Below are 17,998 nucleotides of genomic sequence, written 5' to 3'. Positions count from 1 at the left end.
AACCAGAATGAAAGATAAAAATAAAGTTTATTATCTTGCTGTTTATTGTCTTATTTATTCAGTAAATGTGTTTCAGTATATTTATTTATTCGCTTAATATAATGGCGCAACAAATAATAATGTAACATGATGTTATTATCTTAATTTAGTTGATTACTGTCATTATCACGCCCCGCAGAAGAAAAGAGAATATTTTTTATTTATAGGGACAAGTGGCAGTGGATAAAACGGGCAATACAGAAGATGATATTTTCCCGGCGGTAACCCGACGTGGATTTTTACAGGCCAGCTCAGCGCTGGTCACGCTTCCCTTTCTTGCAACTTCCGTCAGCGCGGCGCAGGCGAAAAATGAAACGTCATCAGGGGCCCAGGATGAGCGTGTTGTTCAAACTTGCAGTACCTTTGACTGTGGCGGTAAGTGTGATATTCGCACGCATATTCGTGACGGCGTAGTAACACGTATTTCCACGCGTCCTGATGAAGCTCTGGACGAGCAAATGCCAATAATGCGAGCCTGTGTTCGTGGGCGTGGATACCGCAAATTTGTTTATCATCCTGACCGTCTGAAATATCCGATGAAGCGGGTTGGAAAACGGGGTGAAGGTAAATTTGAGCGTATCACCTGGGATGAGGTGACAACGCTTATTGCCGATAATATAAAAGCGATCACGCAACAATATGGCCCGAGCTCCCGTTATGTGCACGTGGGTACCGCTGTTTCAGGCGGAACCTTTTCCGGCGATAAAATGGCCCGGCGCTTGTTGAATCTGACCGGTGGCTATCTTGAGAGCTATCACTCGGTCAGTATGGGCAACACCGCCGCCGCCACGCCGTATACCTATGGCACGCCAGCCAGCGGCAGCTCCCTGGATACACTGATGGATACCAAACTGGTGATCCTGTGGGGGCATAATCCAACGGAAACCATCTTCGGTCATACGAATTACTACTTTCAGAAGATGAAGCAAAACGGCACACGCTTCATTGTGGTCGATCCGCGATACTCAGATACGGTGTCATCTTTGGCTGACCAGTGGATTCCCCTGTTGCCGACGACGGATAACGCGCTAATGGATGCGATGATGTATGTCATCGTCAGCGAAAATCTACACGATACCGACTTTATTCAGCGCTACACCCTCGGCTTCGATGAAGCGAGTATGCCGAAAGGTATTCCGGCAAATGAATCTCTGGTCGCTTATCTGATGGGGGAAAAGGACGGCGTGCGTAAGACGCCTGAGTGGGCCGAAAAAATTACCCATGTTCCGGCACAGACCATCCGTCAGTTGGCGCGCGATTATGCCAACACCAGGCCAGCAGCATTAATTCAAGGTTGGGGGCCTCAGCGACATAACTGTGGCGAACGTACTGCGCGTGGCTCGACGCTGCTGGCTTCCATCACCGGGAATGTGGGGGTAAAAGGCGGCTGGGCCGCGGGTTATGGCGGTATTGCCAGCCGTAAATTCACCACGGGCCCAGAGATGCCTGATAATCCGGTTAAAGCAAAAATCTCGGTAATGAACTGGGTACAAGCGGCAGATGATGCCTCGAAGGTAACACCAGAGATGGGCCTGAAGGATGCGGATAAGCTCGACAGCAATATCCGCTTGCTCTTCTCTCTGGCCGGTAATTACCTCGCGAACCAGAACCCTGATCTTCACCAGGCCGTGAAGGTGCTGGAGGATGAGTCGAAGATAAAATTTATCGTCGCAAGCGATCTGTTTATGACACCAAGCGCGAAGTATGCGGACGTGCTCTTGCCGGAAACCAGCTTTATGGAACGGTGGAACATTGGTGAGACCTGGGGAACGGCGAGCTATTTGATCCTGTCTGAGAAAGTGATTAAGCCTGAATTCGAACGCCGCTCTGATTATGACTGGTTACGTGAAGTTGCAGCAAAGCTGGGAATTGAGGCGGAATTCAGTCAGAACAGAGATGAAAAGCAGTGGATTGAGCACATCTGGCAACAAACGGTGGAATCAATGCCGGATGAAAATCTACCGAATTTCGCCACGCTGCAAAAAACGCGTCAGTATCTTTTTAAAGACCGGCCTTATGTCGCGTTTGAAGAAAACATCCGCGACCCGAAGAATCATCCATTCCCGACGCCGTCAGGAAAAATTGAGATCTTTTCCCAACGCCTTTATGAGATGAAACACGCGGAGATCCCGGCACTTTCACACTATGTACCCGCGCACGAAGGCCCGGAAGATCCCCTGACGGCGAAATATCCCCTGCAGTTAATCACCTGGAAAGGTAAAAATCGCGCCAACTCTACGCAGTACGCCAATCCCTGGCTGCAGGAAGTTCAAACGCAAAAACTGTGGATCAATCCTCAGGATGCGCAGAAGCGCGGCATCGAACAAGGGACGATCGTTCGTGTTCACAACGATCGAGGCGTGTGTGAGATCCCCGCAGAGGTTACGCCAAGGATCATTCCGGGCGTGGTGGCCATGCAGGCCGGCGCCTGGTGGCAACCGGATGAACAAGGGGTGGATCATGGCGGATGCCCCAACGTGCTCAGTTCTGCACGGATAACGCCGCTGGCGAAAGGGAATTCCCATCAAACGATGCTGGTTGAGGTTGTGAAAGTATGAGTCAATTTAAAGAGTATGCGCCGGTGAGCGACAAGCAGTTGGGATTCTTTATCGACTCTTCCCGCTGCTCCGGCTGTAAAGCGTGCCAGGTGGCGTGTAAAGATAAAAATAACCTTGAAGTCGGACGTCGTTTTCGTCGTGTCTATGAGGTCAATGGCGGAGGCTTTATGCCGACCGGGCAGGGCGGGCTGCAGAATAACGTTTTTGCCTATACGCTCTCCATTTCCTGCAACCACTGCGCTGATCCTATATGCACTAAAAACTGTCCGACTACGGCGATGCACAAGCGTTCCGGCGATGGTATCGTGCGGGTAAATACGGATAAATGTGTCGGTTGCGGCTACTGCGCCTGGTCCTGCCCTTACGGTGCGCCACAGATGAATGAGCTGACCGGGCAGATGTCGAAGTGTGATTTCTGCGTTGACCTTCAGGCGAAGGGCGAACAACCCGTTTGCGTAGCAACCTGTCCGCTGGGGGCTATTCAGTTTGGGCCTATTGAGGAATTGAGGGCGAAGAATGGCAACCTGTGTGATGTTAAGGGGTTGCCGGATTCGTCGCTCACTCATCCAAATCTGGTGATTAAGCCACATCAGGGCGCGGAAAAAGAAGAGGTGCGCCATGCATGAGTTACCGCTGATCCTCTTCACGCTGCTGTTGCAATGCTCGGTCGGTATGACCATTGGCCTTGCATTAACTCACCGCCGTGCGGAGAAGATTGTCGATATGCGGCGCAGGATGCAGTGGCCGTTGGGAATAAGCTTCATTCTGGCAGCTATTGGCCTGACGGCCTCCACGCTCCATCTCGGCTATCCGCTTAACGCTTTTAATGCGCTTCGCCATTTTGGTAGTTCATGGCTGAGCCGCGAAATTATCTTTGCCAGTTTCTACCTTGCGGCATTGGGACTCAGTATCGTGGTTGCATTTGTCCGTAAACCAGGCTGGCAATTTCTGCTATGGCTCGCGGCATTGTTGGGGGCGGTTGATGTGTTCTGCATGGCGCAGATTTACATCCATACCGGGGTTATCAGCTGGCAGCATATCAATACACTGGTGATGTTTGCGGGTACAGCAGGAACGTTGGGAGCCCTGGTTCTGGCGGCTCTACGAGGTTTCGCCATTCTGCCTTCACAGGTCGTGTCGCTGCGCTGGGTACTGGGGATCATTGTAATTATCATGTTGATCCGCCTGTTAATGCAGCCTGTTTGGGTACACGATATCACTGCTGCAGCGACAGAAAGCGTGACATTCCCACACTCTCCATTGCACCAATTGCAGCAGCTTCGCGATGTGCATATCGCTGGTTGGTGCCTTGGCGTCGCAGGGCTTGTGTGCTTCGCTTGCGGTGTACGCCGCAATGCCGCGTCCTTCTGGCTGGTGACTGGTGGTGTGCTGTTGCTCGTGGCGGAAGTCGTTCTGCGTAGCGTGTTCTTCAGTATCGGCTGATGATCAGTAACGCGCTGTTAAAAGGCGTGGAGCCTGGCGAGCGCTGCGTGCGCCGCCAGTTTCGTTACGCTTCGTGTGACGCCTGCGTCAGGGTGTGCCCGACGCAGGCGTTGTCATGCGCAGATGGCAAACTGGTGGTAGACAATGACCACTGCGTAAAATGTGCAGCGTGCCTTTTTGTGTGTCCGGTTGAGGCGATTGAAGGCGTAGAAACGGAGAAACGTTTTTTTCGCGATCATATTCTGGTTGCGCCTTTCTCCGTGATTGCCCCAACGGTAGAAGAGCTGCTTTTTTGGCATGTGGAAAATCATATCCGCGGCGTCGAAATGGATCCGCTCCGCCATCCGCAATGGATGCTGGCAATCGCCAGGCTAAATCTTCGACTTCGGGAATATGGTCAGCCTGAGTGGTCATTTTCACGACCCGCACAAAGCAAAATTAACACTTCCCGACGCGCACTTTTTCATGTGGGGCCTGAAAAGACGGCATCTGCCAGAGTTCAGCCAGGCTTACGTCGCTGGCGGCAATTGTGGGCCTGGATGAGTGATTTTCGGGTAACAATAGACAAGCATAAATGCACCCTGTGTGGAGCCTGCTGGCGTGCCTGTCCGCAAAAATTAATGATATTCAATGGTGAAGAACTGATTATTGAAGATGTGAAGTGTACAGGCTGTGGCGCTTGTGCCGCAGTTTGCGTCTATCAGGCGCTGACTCTGATGCCTTTCGTTTCACAAAGAGAGCATCAACATTTTATAGCCTCGGAATCACACTGTGTTTGCTGTCATAAACGCTTCTGGTCGCTTAACGCGACTACGAAACGATGCCTGTTTTGTCAGCGTCATTCTCACGGCATGCGTGATTAAGCCTAATTCCTTTGTTGCCTAACATCGTTTTATTTTAAAAAAATGTTACCTTCGTCCATAGGCAAGGCGAGTTTGTCTCATTATAATCCGCGCCAGGTCATACGATGTATGCATAACAACAGAACACATTTTAGAGGTAATCATGGCTATTGAACGTACTTTTTCCATCATCAAGCCAAACGCGGTGGCAAAAAACGTTATTGGGAGCATCTTTGCGCGTTTTGAAGCGGCAGGGTTCAAAATCGTTGGCACGAAAATGCTGCATCTGACCGTTGAGCAGGCGCGTGGTTTCTACGCGGAGCATGATGGCAAACCGTTCTTTGACGGCCTGGTTGAATTCATGACCTCTGGCCCAATCGTCGTTTCCGTACTGGAAAGCGAAAATGCGGTACAGCGTCACCGCGATCTGCTGGGGGCGACCAACCCGGCTAACGCTCTGGCAGGTACCCTGCGCGCAGATTACGCTGACAGCTTCACCGAAAACGGCACCCACGGTTCCGATTCCGTTGAATCTGCACAGCGCGAAATCGCTTACTTCTTCGGTGAAGGCGAAGTCTGCCCGCGCACTCGCTAATTGATCAGCCTGTAGGCCGGATAAGCGAAGCGCCATCCGGCAGTTTCAACGAATGACACCTGATGGCGCTTCACTTATCAGGCTACGGTTGAGACAGGTATGATTATTTTTACGAATGTCACGTGCAGACGTGGCGTCCGTGCGCCAGAATTTGTACAATGCAACGCCCCCGGACGAGCAGACCGCTCTCCCGGGGCGTTTCTTTTTATTAACCCTCCAGGGGCCATAACGTGTAACAACGAGGCCGGTAAAGATTATGTCTGAACAAATTGTCACGCCTGAGAGCGCCATCCCGGCGGTTCCCAATAAAGATGGAAAAATTAACCTGCTGGATCTCAACCGTCAGCAGATGCGCGAGTTTTTTAAAGACTTAGGCGAGAAACCCTTCCGTGCCGATCAGGTCATGAAGTGGATGTATCACTACTGCAGCGATAACTTTGATGAGATGACCGATATCAACAAGGTTCTGCGTAATAAGCTGAAAGAAGTCGCTGAAATTCGTGCGCCGGAAGTGGTTGAAGAGCAGCGCTCTTCAGACGGCACCATCAAATGGGCGATTGCGGTGGGCGATCAGCGCGTTGAAACGGTTTATATCCCGGAAGACGATCGCGCGACCCTGTGCGTTTCTTCACAGGTTGGCTGTGCGTTAGAGTGTAAATTCTGTTCTACGGCGCAGCAGGGTTTTAACCGTAACCTGCGCGTTTCGGAAATTATTGGCCAGGTCTGGCGTGCGGCGAAAATCGTTGGCGCGGCTAAAATCACCGGTCAGCGTCCTATCACCAACGTGGTGATGATGGGCATGGGTGAGCCGTTGCTGAACCTGACGAACGTCGTCCCGGCAATGGAAATCATGCTTGATGATTTCGGTTTTGGTTTGTCCAAACGTCGAGTCACCTTGTCCACCTCTGGCGTCGTTCCGGCACTGGATAAACTCGGCGATATGATTGACGTTGCGCTGGCGATCTCCCTGCATGCGCCAAACGACGAAATTCGTGACGAAATTGTACCGATCAACAAAAAGTACAATATCGAAACCTTCCTGGCGGCGGTGCGCCGTTATCTGGAAAAATCCAACGCCAATCAGGGGCGTGTGACTATCGAGTATGTGATGCTCGACCATGTCAATGACGGTACTGAACACGCGCATCAACTGGCCGAATTGCTGAAAGATACGCCGTGCAAAATCAACCTGATTCCATGGAACCCGTTCCCGGGCGCGCCGTATGGCCGTAGCTCTAACAGCCGCATCGACCGTTTCTCTAAGGTACTGATGGAGTACGGATTCACCACTATCGTGCGTAAAACGCGCGGTGATGACATCGATGCCGCGTGCGGCCAGCTGGCCGGCGACGTTATCGACCGTACCAAACGTACCCTGCGTAAGCGTATGCAGGGCGAGGCTATTGACGTAAAAGCTGTGTAACCCTGCCTTCGCGCACGGCAGAAATGGCGTGCGCGACGTTAAATGGGCAAGGATTAGGCGAAACGTACTGATCTGGTTAATAATTACGGTGCGTTTCCGCCAGTATTGAGGCAGTATGTAGCCCTGGAATGACAGTGCCGCTACCGTCTTCGGTGCTGTTTTGAGGTCGCTAACCGGGCAGCTTGTCCTGTCTGTTCGAAGTCAACGATCGGATGTTTCGCGGTGTAGGCGTAGTCTGCATCAGAGTCTTAATTTCACGAACCAGCAGTTGTAGCGAATGAATACTGAAACCAACCCTGATCAACAAGATGCACGTACCACGGGCTCCCGTTTACGCAATGCCCGTGAACAACTCGGACTCAGCCAGCAGGCGGTTGCTGAACGGTTATGCCTGAAAGTTTCCACCGTTCGCGATATTGAAGAAGATAAAGCCCCCGCTGAACTCGCTTCAACATTCCTGCGTGGTTATATCCGTTCTTACGCTCGCCTCGTTCATATTCCTGAAGAAGAACTGCTGCCGATGATGGAAAAGCAGGCACCGGTTCGCGCCGCCAAAGTCGCGCCGATGCAGAGCTTCTCGCTGGGTAAACGTCGTAAAAAACGTGATGGCTGGCTGATGAGCTTCACCTGGCTGGTGCTGTTTGTGGTCGTCGGTCTTACGGTGGCGTGGTGGTGGCAAAACCACAAAGCGCAGCAGGAAGAGATCACTACTATGGCGGATCAATCCTCTGTAGAACTCAATAACAGCAGCAATACCGGTTCTCAGGATGTGCCAATGGACACTGGTGCAACCAGCGCGCCAGCCGCACCTGAAGCGACGGCACCGACGACCGCTCCTGCTGATACCGCCGCGACGCAAACGCCAGCGCAGACAACAACGCCAGCGCCAGCAACCGACGCGCAGAATAATGCCGTTGTTGCGCCGTCTCAGGCGAATGTCGACCCGGCCGCGACCGCGCAAACGACCGCACCGGTTGCCACAGGCCTGCCAACCGATCCGGCTCAGTCTGCTACGCCAGCCGTGGATCCCAATGCGCTGGTAATGAACTTTACCGCGGATTGCTGGCTCGAAGTTACCGATGCGACCGGTAAAAAACTGTTCAGCGGTTTGCAGCGTAAAGATGGTAACTTGAATCTCGTCGGCCAGGCGCCGTACAAACTGAAAATTGGCGCGCCGGCTGCAGTGCAGATCCAGTATCAGGGTAAACCTGTCGATCTGAGTCGTTTTATCAGAACTAACCAGGTTGCGCGTCTGACCGTGAATGCCGAACAATCACCGGCACAGTAACAGACGGCAACGCGGGAGATTTTTCATGCACAACCAGGCTCCAATTCAACGTAGAAAATCGAAACGCATTTACGTTGGGAACGTGCCGATTGGCGATGGGGCTCCCATCGCCGTACAGTCGATGACCAATACGCGCACCACTGATGTGGAAGCCACGGTCAATCAGATCAAAGCGTTAGAACGCGTCGGAGCGGATATCGTTCGCGTTTCCGTGCCGACGATGGACGCGGCAGAAGCGTTCAAACTCATCAAACAGCAGGTCAGCGTGCCGCTGGTGGCTGATATTCACTTCGACTACCGTATTGCGCTAAAAGTGGCGGAATACGGCGTCGATTGTCTGCGCATCAACCCCGGTAATATCGGAAACGAAGAACGTATCCGCATGGTTGTGGACTGCGCGCGCGACAAAAATATCCCTATCCGCATTGGCGTAAACGCCGGTTCTCTGGAAAAAGATCTCCAGGAAAAATACGGTGAGCCGACGCCGCAGGCGCTGCTGGAATCCGCGATGCGTCATGTCGATCACCTCGATCGTCTGAACTTTGATCAGTTCAAAGTCAGCGTGAAAGCCTCTGATGTTTTCCTCGCCGTTGAGTCGTATCGTCTGCTGGCGAAGCAGATCGATCAGCCACTGCATCTGGGGATCACAGAAGCGGGTGGCGCCCGGAGCGGGGCGGTGAAATCAGCGATCGGTTTAGGATTACTGCTTTCAGAAGGAATTGGCGACACGCTGCGCGTTTCGCTGGCGGCCGATCCGGTTGAAGAGATCAAAGTCGGTTTCGACATTCTGAAATCCCTGCGCATCCGTTCGCGCGGCATCAACTTTATTGCCTGCCCAACCTGTTCACGTCAGGAATTTGACGTCATTGGTACGGTCAACGCGCTGGAGCAACGCCTGGAAGATATCATCACACCGATGGACGTTTCCATTATCGGCTGCGTGGTGAATGGCCCGGGTGAAGCGCTGGTGTCAACGCTGGGCGTAACAGGCGGTAATAAGAAAAGCGGCCTGTACGAAGATGGCGTGCGTAAAGACCGTCTGGATAACAACGATATGATTGACCAGCTTGAAGCCCGCATTCGTGCGAAGGCGACGATTCTGGATGAAGCTAATCGCATCGACGTTCAGCAGGTCGAAAAATAACAAGATGGGAAGGCCGCGTTCTCAAGGTATACATAAAATCATTCAGGTTGCGTCAAGACGGCAAGCCAACGCAGAGGCAACTTGAAGGATGAAGTGTATATGACGACCCGAACTTCCCGTGTATGATTGAACCCCTGCGGGTAATCCGCTGAGGGTTCATTTTTATATTTATAAAGAGAATAAACGTGGCAAAAAACATTCAAGCCATTCGCGGCATGAACGATTATCTGCCTGGCGAGACCGCCATCTGGCAGCGCATTGAAGGCACACTCAAAAACGTGCTCGGCAGCTACGGTTACAGTGAAATCCGTTTGCCGATTGTAGAGCAGACCCCGTTATTCAAACGCGCGATCGGTGAAGTGACCGACGTGGTTGAAAAAGAGATGTATACCTTTGAGGACCGCAATGGCGATAGCCTGACCCTGCGTCCGGAAGGTACTGCGGGCTGCGTACGCGCCGGCATCGAGCATGGTCTTCTGTACAATCAGGAGCAGCGTCTGTGGTATATCGGGCCGATGTTCCGTCATGAACGTCCGCAGAAAGGCCGCTACCGCCAGTTCCATCAGTTGGGTTGCGAAGTGTTTGGTCTGCAAGGGCCGGATATCGACGCCGAGCTGATTATGCTTACCGCTCGCTGGTGGCGCGCGCTCGGCATTTCAGAGCACGTGGCGCTGGAACTGAACTCTATCGGTTCCCTCGAAGCGCGTGCGAACTATCGTGATGCGCTGATTGCTTTCCTCGAACAGCATAAAGAGAAGCTGGACGAAGATTGTAAACGTCGTATGTACAGCAACCCGCTGCGCGTGCTGGATTCAAAAAATCCGGACGTTCAGGTGCTGCTGAATGATGCTCCTGCGCTCGGTGACTACCTTGACGATGACTCTCGCGAACACTTTGCCGGGCTGTGCGCTCTGCTGGATGCGGCAGGCATTGCTTACACCGTCAACCAGCGTCTGGTGCGTGGTCTGGACTACTACAACCGCACCGTTTTTGAATGGGTGACCAACAGCCTGGGCTCGCAGGGTACCGTTTGTGCTGGTGGGCGTTATGACGGTCTGGTTGAGCAATTGGGCGGTCGCGCAACTCCGGCGGTGGGCTTCGCGATGGGCCTCGAACGACTTGTTTTGTTAGTTCAGGCAGTTAATCCGGAATTTAAAGCCGATCCTGTTGTCGATATATACCTGGTAGCCTCAGGTGCCGATACTCAGTCCGCCGCAATGCGCCTGGCTGAAGAGGTACGTGATGCCATTCCAGGTGTGAAACTGATGACAAACCACGGCGGCGGCAACTTCAAGAAACAGTTCGCCCGTGCGGACAAATGGGGTGCACGCGTTGCTCTGGTGTTAGGTGAGTCTGAAGTCGCACAAGCGAATGTGGTCGTGAAGGATTTACGTTCTGGCGAACAGACAACCGTAACGCAGGACGGCGTTGCCGCGCATTTGCGCACTATTCTGGGTTAATCTCCCGGACATTTTTATCAGGAGAAGGACTGCGTGGAAATGTACAATAATGAAAACGACCAGGTTGACGCGCTTAAGCGTTTCTTTGCCGAAAACGGTAAAGCCCTGGCCGTTGGGGTCATTTTAGGGATTGGAGCGCTGGTTGGCTGGCGTTACTGGACGTCCCATCAGCTGAATACGGCGCGTGAATCTTCACAGGCCTATGAAAATGCCGTTTCTTCTCTCAGTTCAGGGAAACCGGAAGCGCTGGCCGGAGCGGAGAAATTCGCGGCCGAATCGAAAAACACCTACGGTGCTTTCGCCTCGCTGGAACTGGCTCAGCAATACGTAGACAAAAATGAACTGGATAAAGCGGAAAAACAGCTGAACCAGGGCTTAGCTGCGGCTTCTGATGAGAATCTGAAATCGGTTATCAGCATGCGTCTGGCACGCGTTCAGCTGCAAATGAAGCAGCCTGATGCGGCGCTGAAGACCATTGAAAGCATTAAAGGCGAAGGCTGGACGGCTATCGTCGCCGATTTGCGCGGGGAAATTCTGCTCAGCAAAGGTGACAAACAAGGCGCTCGCGCGGCCTGGGAAGCAGGGGCGAAAAGCGATGCTTCACCTGCGCTCAGCGAAATGATGCGCATGAAAATTAATAATTTGTCCATCTGAGAGGGACCCGATGCAATTGCGTAAATTACTTTTGCCAGGACTGCTTTCTGTCACTCTGTTGAGTGGTTGTTCCTGGTTTAGCGGCGAAGAAGATATCGTAAAAATGTCCCCGCTGCCGACGGTTGAAAACCAGTTCACACCTTCTACCGCATGGGATGTGTCGGTGGGTAACGGAATTGGCAACTTCTATTCCAACCTGCATCCGGCCTATGCGGACAGCGTGGTTTATGCGGCTGACCGTCGTGGTACCGTCAAAGCGGTGAACGCGGATGACGGCAAAGAAGTCTGGTCTGTCGATCTGGCGGAAAAAGATGGCTGGCTGTCTCGTAAACCGGCGCTGCTTTCCGGCGGCCTGACCGTTTCTGGCGGTCACGTTTATGTCGGCAGTGAAAAAGCGAAAGTCTATTCTCTGGACGCTGGCGATGGTTCCATCACCTGGCAGACGGCTATGGCGGGTGAAGTGCTCTCTCGTCCGGTTGTCAGCGATGGTCTGGTGCTGGTTCACACCAGCAACGGTCAGTTGCAGGCGCTGAACGAAGCAGACGGCGCGATCAAATGGACTGTCAACCTGGATATGCCAGCGCTGTCTCTGCGCGGTGAATCCGCTCCGGCTGTCGCTTACGGTGCAGCGATTGTGGGCGGTGATAACGGCCGCGTTAGCGCCGTGCTGATGCAGCAGGGCCAGCTGATTTGGCAGCAACGTATCTCTCAGGCAACGGGTAACACTGAAATTGATCGTCTGAGCGATGTCGACACCACACCGGTTATCGCCAATGGCGTCGTTTACGCGCTGGCGTATAACGGTAACCTGACCGCGCTGGATCTGCGCAGCGGCCAGATCCTGTGGAAACGCGAGCTGGGCTCGGTGAATGATTTCATCGTCGATGGCAACCGCATCTACATGGTCGATCAGAATGACCGCCTGCTGGCGCTCACCACTGACGGCGGCGTAACGTTGTGGACGCAAAGCGATCTGCTGCACCGTCTGCTGACAGCGCCAGCGTTGTATAACGGCAACCTGGTGGTTGGCGATAGCGAAGGTTACATGCACTGGATTAACACCGAAGATGGCCGCTTTGTTGCTCAGCAAAAAGTGGACAGCTCTGGCTTCCTGACTGAGCCTGTGGTTGCCGATGGCAAACTGCTGATTCAGGCAAAAGACGGTACGCTGTACGCGATTACGCGTTAAAATAGTGCGGTGATTCAGTGAATAACGGCTCCTGTTGAATCAGGGGCCGTTTGCTATTTTTATTATTATTGTTTTTGTGCTTGATGGCGATGCGCCACCAGGCAAAGCAAATTTTGAGTTAATGAGGCTTTAACATGATTCCTGTGGTCGCGCTTGTCGGGCGCCCTAACGTTGGAAAATCCACGCTATTTAACCGCCTGACGCGCACTCGTGATGCGCTGGTCGCGGATTTCCCGGGTCTGACTCGTGACCGTAAATACGGTCGTGCTGAAGTGGAAGGCCGTGAGTTTATCTGTATCGATACCGGCGGTATCGACGGTACGGAAGAGGGCGTGGAAACCCGTATGGCGGAACAGTCGCTGCTGGCGATTGAAGAGGCTGACGTGGTGCTGTTTATGGTCGATGCGCGCGCCGGGCTGATGCCGGCGGATAAAGCGATCGCCAAACATCTGCGTTCCCGTGAAAAACCGACCTTCCTGGTGGCGAACAAAACGGACGGCGTTGATGCCGATCAGGCCATCGCTGATTTCTGGTCGCTCGGTCTGGGTGATATCTACCCGATTGCTGCCTCCCATGGTCGCGGCGTGACCAGCCTGCTGGAACACGTGTTGCTGCCGTTTGTTGATGACGTGAACCCGCCGGAAGAAGTAGACGAAGACGCGGAGTACTGGGCGAAATTTGAAGCGGAGCAGAACGGCGAAGCGCTGGAAGAGCCGGAAGATGATTTCGACCCGACAACGCTGCCTATCAAGCTGGCGATTGTCGGTCGCCCGAACGTAGGTAAGTCTACACTTACAAACCGTATTCTCGGCGAAGACCGCGTAGTGGTCTATGACATGCCGGGTACGACGCGTGACAGTATCTACATCCCGATGCAGCGCGACGAGCGTGAATACGTGCTCATCGACACCGCCGGTGTGCGTAAACGCGGCAAGATAACCGACGTGGTCGAGAAATTCTCCGTCATCAAGACGTTGCAGGCGATTGAAGACGCTAACGTGGTGCTGCTGGTCATTGATGCCCGTGAAGGTATCTCCGATCAGGATTTGTCGCTGCTGGGCTTCATCCTGAATAGTGGGCGCTCACTTGTTATTGTGGTCAACAAATGGGATGGCCTGAGCAACGAAGTCAGAGAGCAGGTGAAAGAGACGCTGGACTACCGTCTGGGCTTTATCGATTTCGCGCGCGTGCACTTTATCTCTGCACTGCACGGCAGCGGCGTGGGTAATCTGTTTGAATCCGTACGTGAAGCTTATGACAGCTCGACGCGTCGTGTTGGCACCGCGATGCTGACCCGTATCATGACTATGGCGGTGGAAGATCATCAGCCGCCGCTGGTGCGTGGTCGTCGCGTGAAACTGAAATATGCCCACGCCGGCGGTTATAACCCGCCAATCGTGGTGATTCACGGCAACCAGGTAAAAGACCTGCCGGATTCCTACAAGCGTTATCTGATGAACTACTTCCGTAAGTCGCTGGATGTCATGGGTACGCCGATTCGTATCCAGTTCAAGGAAGGGGAGAACCCGTATGCGAATAAGCGCAATACGCTGACCCCCACCCAGATGCGTAAGCGTAAGCGTCTCATTAAACACATTAAGAAAAGTAAGTAATTACTAATCGATGGCCTCTTTATGAGGCCATTATTATTAAGGAGCTTCTATGGAATTGCACTGCCCTAAATGTCAGCACCTGCTGGAGCAGGACGGCGCCCATGCGCAATGCCCATCCTGCGGTAACGATGTTGAACTGCAAGCCTGTTGCCCTGACTGCCATCTACCGTTACAGGTGTTGAAAGCCTGCGGCGCGGTAGATTATTTCTGCCAGAACGGACATGGGTTGATTTCACGTAAACGCGTGGAATATCGTATTCCTGCGTGAATTAATGGTTCTGTTAATTAATAGAATGCCGGGTATTTTTTAAATAAATATATCTGGCATTATTATATGGTATTTATATTGTTTGATGATGACATCTTTGCTCTTTATCATGTTTTATGATTTTTAGGCATTCATTTAGAGACAAATTCGTTTTACTTATTTCCGCAGGGAATTAAAATTGGCACGTTAAAATTTTCTTTCGGGAATATTTATTGTGCAATGGATGCGCCTTACGATACTGATGCTTTTATCAGGTACGGTTTATGCCGAATCTGATATTTCTGTATCTGAGAAAAAGTCCACTATGGAAACGTCCCTTCCCGATCTCGGCAGTCAGGCGGCACAGCAGGAAGCGCCAGAAGACAAGGGACATTCCCTTAAAGAACAAGGCGCAGACTACTTTATTAACTCCGCGACTCAGGGTTTTGATAACCTGACGCCAGAGGCTCTGGAGTCGCAGGCCAGAAGCTACGTCCAGGGGCAGGTTACGTCCGGCGCGCAATCTTTGGTTGAAGGGGCGCTCTCTCCTTTTGGTAAGGTTCGCTCAAACCTCTCCCTTGGTCAGGGCGGCGATCTTGCTGGGAGTTCGCTGGATTATTTTGTTCCCTTATATGATAACCAACAAAACGTATTATTTAGTCAATTATCAGCTCAACGAAAAGATGACAGAACGATAGGTAACCTGGGTTTTGGCATAAGGCATAATACTCAGAGGTGGCTGCTGGGTGGAAATATATTTTATGATTATGATTTTACCCGAGGGCACCGTCGTTTAGGGTTAGGAGCGGAAGCCTGGACGGATTATTTAAAATTCTCCGGGAACTATTATCATCCCCTTTCCAGTTGGCAAGACTCAGAGGATTTTGACTTCTATGAAGAGCGTCCCGCGCGGGGGTGGGATATTCGTGCGGAAGCCTGGTTGCCATCCTATCCACAATTGGGCGGTAAAATTGTTTTCGAGCAGTATTATGGCGATGAAGTTGCCCTTTTTGGCACAGATAATCTTGAGAAAGATCCTTATGCCGTGACGGTTGGTCTGAAATATCAGCCCGTTCCGCTACTCTCTGTCGGTACGGATTTCAAGGCCGGCACCGGCGATAATACTGACATTAGCGTTAACGCAACCCTGACCTATCAATTCGGTGTTCCTCTCAAAGAACAGCTTGATTCTGACAATGTGAGTGCAGCCCATTCGCTGATGGGTAGCCGGCTGGACTTTGTTGAGCGTAACAATTTCGTTGTTCTGGAATATAAAGAAAAAGATCCACTGGACGTCACTCTGTGGTTGAAAGCGGATACCACCAATACGCATCCCGAATGTGTCATTAAAGATACGCCCGAGGAAGCAATTGGTCTGGAAAAATGCAAATGGACGATAAATGCGCTCATTAATCATCACTATAAGATCGTCGCCGCCTCCTGGCAGGCAAAGAACAACGCCGCCCGAACGTTGGTCATGCCGGTCATAAAAGAAAATACCCTTACTGACGGGAATAACAATCACTGGAATCTTGTGCTTCCGGCCTGGCAGTACAGTTCCGATAAAGCAGAACAGGAAAAACTGAACACCTGGCGAGTACGTCTGGCTCTGGAAGATGAGAAGGGAAATCGGCAGAACTCTGGCGTGGTGGAAATTACGGTTCAGCAGGATCGTAAAATTGAACTCATCGTCAATAACATCGCTGACGTGCCTGAAGAAAACAATCATCGCCATGAAGCCAGCGCGCAGGCGGATGGTGTCGATGGTGTGGTGATGGATCTCGACGTTACTGATAGCTTCGGTGATGACACCGATCGTAACGGCGATGCGCTGCCGGAAGATAACCTGTCTCCTCAGCTTTATGATACGCAAGATAAGAAAGTCACGCTCACCAACAAGCCTTGTTCAACGGACAACCCCTGCGTCTTTATCGCCAAACAGGATAAAGAGAAAGGGACGGTAACCCTCTCAAGTACCCTGCCGGGAACCTTCCGCTGGAAGGCGAAAGCCGCGCCGTATGACGACAGTAATTATGTCGATGTCACCTTTATTGGCTCAGATATTGGCGGGCTCAATGCCTTTATCTATCGGATTGGTGCAGACAAGCCGGTCAATCTGATTGGTAACGATAAAGAACCGCTTCCCCTTAATAGCACCTATCGGTTTGTTTTGTGGCGCGATTCCAACAAAGACGGTGTGTTTCAGCAGTCAGAAAAACTGACAGATGAAGAGATGAAACAATATGACTATCGCTGGGAGTTTACCGGGCAGAGCGCCCATGGCGAGACGGGCGCACAGGCTAAAACGGCCAATGAAGATATTGTGATACCCGCCACCAATGGTGAAGCCGCGAAGAAATTTAACGCTCAGCCTGGTGATGGGGTGCAGGGATACGGGTTACAGGTGAGCTACAGCAAGAAATAGGGTCAGCGTAATGGCTGATCTGGCCACCGCTGAAAGTTAACTAAGGAGAGTGTTTAATGAAACCTCATATGAAACGTGGGTTGAGAAAAGCCACGTTAGCACTGATGGTGGCCGGATATTGCGCCGTTCCTTCTGCCATGGCAGGTGATGCTGCCTGGGTTGCGAGCGGAGCAACTGCAGAATTTCAGGGTACCATTCCGTGGCTTTATCGCGAGGGTGGAGATAAAAGCATCAATTCGGCTGACGCCGGTCACATTAAAGTCACTTCGGATAATCAGGGAGCGCGCCCGCAAGGGAGTGAAAACGATAAACGACTTTATGTTGGCGATACCATCACTTTAGGCTGGGATATTGGCGATACCGAAGAAGACGTGGATGCCGGGGCAAAAGGCAACGATGGCGCTACCACGGAGACCATTAAATGGTTTAGCTATAGCGATAATGCCGGTACCGATAAACAAGAGATCACGTCAGCAGCTGGAAAATCGAGCTATAAAATCACGGATAGCGATCGTGGACGCTATATTGGCGTCGAAATTCAGGCTACGACGCAAACCGGTAATCCTTATCAGGGAACCGCATTGAGTTTACTGGATATTACGACGGCTAACGGTGGTGGTAGTGACGACGATAATGTCGATCCTGGCCCGGTTGTGAACCAGAATCTGAAAGTTGCTATCTTCGAGAAAGGCACCAATACCAACCTTATTGGCGGCAGTACACCGATTGCGCTTAATAAAACCTATGTGGCCAAATTGTTCTCGGATGAAGACGGCGACGGCAAGTGGAGCACGGGTGATATTGATGTTACCGCTAATTATGACTTTGCCTGGGTCTTCAACGGTAACAGTAAGCAACTCGGCACTGCTGGCGGCATTGCGAATTCCAGCTTCGATAATAATGAGCTCGTTATTCCTCAAACGAATACCGCGGCGAAAACCAGCCTTAACGGTGGCGATCGTAATGGTAAATCCGGTCTGGCCATTCCGGATAACGGCGATGGCGTTCAGGGATATACCTTATCCATTATTTATAAACACCATTAATCATAGCCAAACAGCATTCCCGCAAGGGAGTG

At 52.0% G+C, this 17,998-nt stretch carries 15 protein-coding genes; all 15 read left to right on the top strand.

Going from position 1 to position 17,998, the window contains the following annotated elements; genetic code table 11:
• Positions 1 to 218: 218 nt before the first annotated feature.
• The 15 genes from DBY68_RS02150 to DBY68_RS02080 all read left to right on the top strand — a co-directional run bounded on the left by DBY68_RS02150 (position 219) and on the right by DBY68_RS02080 (position 17,966).
• Positions 219 to 2,597 carry a DMSO/selenate family reductase complex A subunit gene (locus tag DBY68_RS02150; protein WP_233503868.1) on the top strand — a complete coding sequence of 793 codons (2,379 nt, stop codon included), beginning with the start codon at positions 219 to 221 and terminating at the stop codon, positions 2,595 to 2,597.
• Positions 2,594 to 3,223, top strand: a complete 630-nt coding sequence (locus tag DBY68_RS02145; protein ID WP_108473395.1) for a DMSO/selenate family reductase complex B subunit — start codon at positions 2,594 to 2,596, stop codon at positions 3,221 to 3,223. Before DBY68_RS02150 ends, DBY68_RS02145 begins: the two co-directional genes overlap by 4 nt.
• Positions 3,216 to 4,040, top strand: coding sequence for a DmsC/YnfH family molybdoenzyme membrane anchor subunit (locus DBY68_RS02140; protein ID WP_108473396.1), 825 nt, complete (start codon positions 3,216 to 3,218; stop codon positions 4,038 to 4,040). The genes DBY68_RS02145 and DBY68_RS02140 overlap by 8 nt, the downstream gene beginning before the upstream one ends.
• A 134-nt stretch (positions 4,041 to 4,174) precedes the next feature.
• Positions 4,175 to 4,903 carry a 4Fe-4S binding protein gene (locus tag DBY68_RS02135; protein WP_158529098.1) on the top strand — a complete coding sequence of 243 codons (729 nt, stop codon included), beginning with the start codon at positions 4,175 to 4,177 and terminating at the stop codon, positions 4,901 to 4,903.
• A 142-nt stretch (positions 4,904 to 5,045) separates the two neighbouring features.
• Positions 5,046 to 5,477, top strand: coding sequence for a nucleoside-diphosphate kinase (gene ndk, locus DBY68_RS02130; protein WP_015963434.1), 432 nt, complete (start codon positions 5,046 to 5,048; stop codon positions 5,475 to 5,477).
• Positions 5,478 to 5,733: 256 nt separating this feature from the next.
• The gene (locus tag DBY68_RS02125; protein WP_108473398.1) at positions 5,734 to 6,900 is read left to right on the top strand and encodes a bifunctional tRNA (adenosine(37)-C2)-methyltransferase TrmG/ribosomal RNA large subunit methyltransferase RlmN; all 1,167 of its coding nucleotides are present in this window, start codon (positions 5,734 to 5,736) and stop codon (positions 6,898 to 6,900) included.
• A gap of 277 nt (positions 6,901 to 7,177) precedes the next feature.
• Positions 7,178 to 8,188 carry a cytoskeleton protein RodZ gene (rodZ, locus tag DBY68_RS02120; protein WP_108473399.1) on the top strand — a complete coding sequence of 337 codons (1,011 nt, stop codon included), beginning with the start codon at positions 7,178 to 7,180 and terminating at the stop codon, positions 8,186 to 8,188.
• A gap of 25 nt (positions 8,189 to 8,213) precedes the next feature.
• A complete protein-coding gene (ispG, locus tag DBY68_RS02115; protein ID WP_108473400.1) occupies positions 8,214 to 9,332 on the top strand; it encodes a flavodoxin-dependent (E)-4-hydroxy-3-methylbut-2-enyl-diphosphate synthase in 1,119 nt (372 codons plus the stop codon).
• A gap of 185 nt (positions 9,333 to 9,517) precedes the next feature.
• The gene (hisS, locus tag DBY68_RS02110; protein ID WP_108473401.1) at positions 9,518 to 10,792 is read left to right on the top strand and encodes a histidine--tRNA ligase; all 1,275 of its coding nucleotides are present in this window, start codon (positions 9,518 to 9,520) and stop codon (positions 10,790 to 10,792) included.
• A 33-nt stretch (positions 10,793 to 10,825) separates the two neighbouring features.
• Positions 10,826 to 11,446 (top strand): YfgM family protein, encoded by a 621-nt coding sequence (locus DBY68_RS02105; RefSeq protein ID WP_041686196.1) that lies wholly within the window; start codon positions 10,826 to 10,828, stop codon positions 11,444 to 11,446.
• A gap of 10 nt (positions 11,447 to 11,456) precedes the next feature.
• A complete protein-coding gene (bamB, locus tag DBY68_RS02100; protein WP_108473402.1) occupies positions 11,457 to 12,635 on the top strand; it encodes an outer membrane protein assembly factor BamB in 1,179 nt (392 codons plus the stop codon).
• A 134-nt stretch (positions 12,636 to 12,769) separates the two neighbouring features.
• Entirely contained in the window at positions 12,770 to 14,248 is a 1,479-nt protein-coding gene (gene der, locus DBY68_RS02095) for a ribosome biogenesis GTPase Der (protein ID WP_108473403.1), read from the top strand.
• A 49-nt stretch (positions 14,249 to 14,297) separates the two neighbouring features.
• Positions 14,298 to 14,516 (top strand): zinc ribbon domain-containing protein, encoded by a 219-nt coding sequence (locus DBY68_RS02090; RefSeq protein ID WP_108473404.1) that lies wholly within the window; start codon positions 14,298 to 14,300, stop codon positions 14,514 to 14,516.
• 211 nt (positions 14,517 to 14,727) lie between these two features.
• Positions 14,728 to 16,920, top strand: a complete 2,193-nt coding sequence (gene sinH / locus DBY68_RS02085) for an intimin-like inverse autotransporter SinH (RefSeq protein WP_108473405.1) — start codon at positions 14,728 to 14,730, stop codon at positions 16,918 to 16,920.
• A gap of 56 nt (positions 16,921 to 16,976) precedes the next feature.
• Positions 16,977 to 17,966 carry a SinI family autotransporter-associated protein gene (locus DBY68_RS02080; protein WP_108473406.1) on the top strand — a complete coding sequence of 330 codons (990 nt, stop codon included), beginning with the start codon at positions 16,977 to 16,979 and terminating at the stop codon, positions 17,964 to 17,966.
• Positions 17,967 to 17,998 lie beyond the last annotated feature (32 nt).

Source organism: Pseudocitrobacter sp. RIT415 (genome assembly GCF_003057695.2).
GTDB lineage: Bacteria > Pseudomonadota > Gammaproteobacteria > Enterobacterales > Enterobacteriaceae > Pseudocitrobacter > Pseudocitrobacter faecalis.
Note: the sequence above shows the minus strand (reverse complement) of the source record. Positions and strands in the feature narration are given on the sequence as shown.